General features: G+C 68.6%; 2 protein-coding genes. Both read left to right on the forward strand.

The annotated features are described in order from the left end of the window. Positions 1 to 233: 233 nt before the first annotated feature. Positions 234 to 584: an STAS domain-containing protein gene (locus tag A5698_RS14135; RefSeq protein ID WP_068297832.1), complete on the forward strand. Its 351-nt coding sequence runs from the start codon at positions 234 to 236 to the stop codon at positions 582 to 584. Beyond that, a partial coding sequence (locus A5698_RS14140; RefSeq protein WP_156670754.1) for a hybrid sensor histidine kinase/response regulator occupies positions 581 to 2,653 on the forward strand: 2,073 nt, incomplete at its 3' end. The genes A5698_RS14135 and A5698_RS14140, both read left to right, overlap by 4 nt.

Here is a 2,653-nt window from a genome sequence, read left to right on the forward strand (position 1 = left end):
GCGCGCCCTCGCCTCCCAGATCGTCGCCGAGTTGAACTCGATCGATCCGCAGCGCGACGATCTGCGCAGGCAGTTCGATCATCTGTTGCTCACCGCACACACCCGCGTCGGCGCCGACCGCGACGAGTAGGTGAACGAGGGCCGTGCATGCGAGTCGCAACTGAAGTCGCCCCAGCCGGGGTATCCCCACCCCATGGCAACTCAGATGTGCAGGCTCCTGACGGGTGCATGACGTGGCGCTGCTGGAGGTGACCCAGGACGTGCGCGCCGGTGCGGTGGTGGTGTCGGTGCTGGGCGAGATCGACTCGAACACTGTCGGGTCGCTGCAACCGCGCCTCGACCGCGCTGTCGAGGCCGCCGGCGAACATTCCGCGAAGGTGCTGATCGTCGAACTGTCCCGGGTCACCTACTTCGGCAGCGCGGGGTTGAACGCTCTGCTCGAGTGCTACGAGAAAGGGTCGGCCGCAGGGGTTTCGGTGCGGGTGGTGGCCGCCAACCCCGAGGTGGTGCGGCCCATCGAGATCACCAAGCTCGACAAGGTGCTGCGGCCCTACGGGACCGTGGCAGACGCGGTCGACGGATGAGCGGCCCGGACGGGCCGGCGGATCGGCTGACCACGGTGTTCGACGCGGATGGCGAGGTCGGGCCCGACCTCGCTGGCGTCCGGTGGGCCGACACACCGCTGGGACCACCAGAGGGCTGGCCGCAGAGCCTGCGCACCGCGGTGAGCATCCTGCTGTCGTCGCGCTTCCCGATGTGGATGGCGTGGGGACACGATCTGACGTTTTTCTGCAACGCCGCCTACCGGCGGGACACGTTGGGTCGCAAGTATCCCTGGGCGCTGGGCCGCCCGGCTCGTGAGGTGTGGGCCGAGATCTGGCCCGACATCGGGCCGCGCATCGATCGCGTGCTCTCCACCGGACAGGCCACCTGGGATGCGGCGCTGCTGCTGTTCCTCGAACGCTCCGGATATCAGGAGGAGACGTACCACACCTTCTCCTACAGTCCTCTTCGTGACGACGACGGAGAGGTCGTCGGGATGCTGTGCGTGGTCAGCGAGGACACCCAACAGGTGATCAGCGAGCGTCAGATGGCGACGCTGCGCGACCTCGGATCGGACCCCAGCGTGGTGCGCACCGAGGAAGAGATCATGGGGTTCGCCGAACGCCAACTCGGCCACAACCTGCGCGACCTCCCGTTCACGCTCACCTATCTGTTCGACGACGACGGCGGTGCGCGCCTGGCCGGGGCGACGGGAATCGCTGCTGGGCACGCGATCGCGCCGTCACGCGTGGGCGCAGGCGACGACGGCGGCTGGCCGTTGGAACAACCCGCGCGCGGTGAGACGACGGTCGTGGCCCTCGACGCCGACCGGCATGCGGACCTACCGACCGGGCAGTGGCGTGCGCCACCCACCCGTGCCCTCGTCGTTCCGCTGCAGCAGCAGGGCGGTTCTCCAATCGGATTCCTGGTCGCCGCGCTCAATCGGTACCGACCCTTGGACGACACCTACCGCGGCTTCGTGACGCTGGTGGCCGGGCACATCGCCGCGGGCATCGGCAGCGCGCGCAACTATCAGGCACAGCAGCAGCGCGCGGAGGAGCTCGCCGAGCTGGACCGCGCCAAGACGACGTTCTTCTCCAACATCAGCCACGAGTTCCGCACCCCGTTGACGTTGATCCTCGATCCGGTCGCCGAGCTGCGCACCCGCAGCCAGAACCTCGACGACCGGGCCCGCGAGGAACTGGACATCGTGTGGCGCAACGGATTACGCCTGGCGAAGTTGGTCAACACGCTGCTCGACTTCTCGCGCATCGAGGCGGGCCGCATGCAGGCCAACTTCGCCCCCGTCGACCTGGGCGCGGTGACCGCAGAACTCGCCAGCGTCTTCCGGTCGGCCATCGAGCGCGCCGGCCTCACGTTCACCGTCGACTGCGCCTGTCTCGACGAGAGCGTCTACCTCGACCGCGACATGTGGGAGAAGGTCATCTTCAACCTGCTGTCGAACGCGCTGAAATTCACGTTCACCGGCGGTATTTCGGTCGGAGTCGCCCGCGACGGCGCCGAAGCCGTGGTCACCGTCTCCGACACCGGCGTCGGTGTGCCGGCCGCGGAGACGCCGCGGTTGTTCGAGAGGTTCCACCGCATCGAGAACGTCCGGGCGCGGTCCAACGAAGGCAGCGGCATCGGACTTGCACTGGTCAAGGAGTTGATCGAACTCCACGGCGGGCACATCACCGCCGCGAGCACCGAGGGCGCCGGCACCACCTTCACGATTCGCCTGCCCTTCGGCGCCGCGCACCTGCCTGCCGACGCCATCGCCCCGGCGCCCGACGAGCGGGCGGCGACCGGCGGTGCCGAGCCGTACCTCGAGGAGGCGCTGCGATGGCTCCCCGGTGATGGCGACGTGCCGGCGCGTGACGCAGCGTCGGCGGCGCCGAGCGCGGCGACGTCGACATTTTCGGGCACGACACCGCGCGTTCTGATCGCCGACGACAACGCCGACATGCGCGACTACGTCGCCCGGATGCTGCGCAACGACGGCTATCTCGTCGACGCGGTCACGGACGGACAACTGGCGTTGGATGCGGCACGCACGGACGTGCCGGACTTGGTGATCAGCGACGTCATGATGCCGCAGCTCGACGGGTTG

The sequence above is a fragment of the Mycobacterium sp. E136 genome (genome assembly GCF_001666865.1).
Taxonomy (GTDB): Bacteria; Actinomycetota; Actinomycetes; order Mycobacteriales; family Mycobacteriaceae; genus Mycobacterium.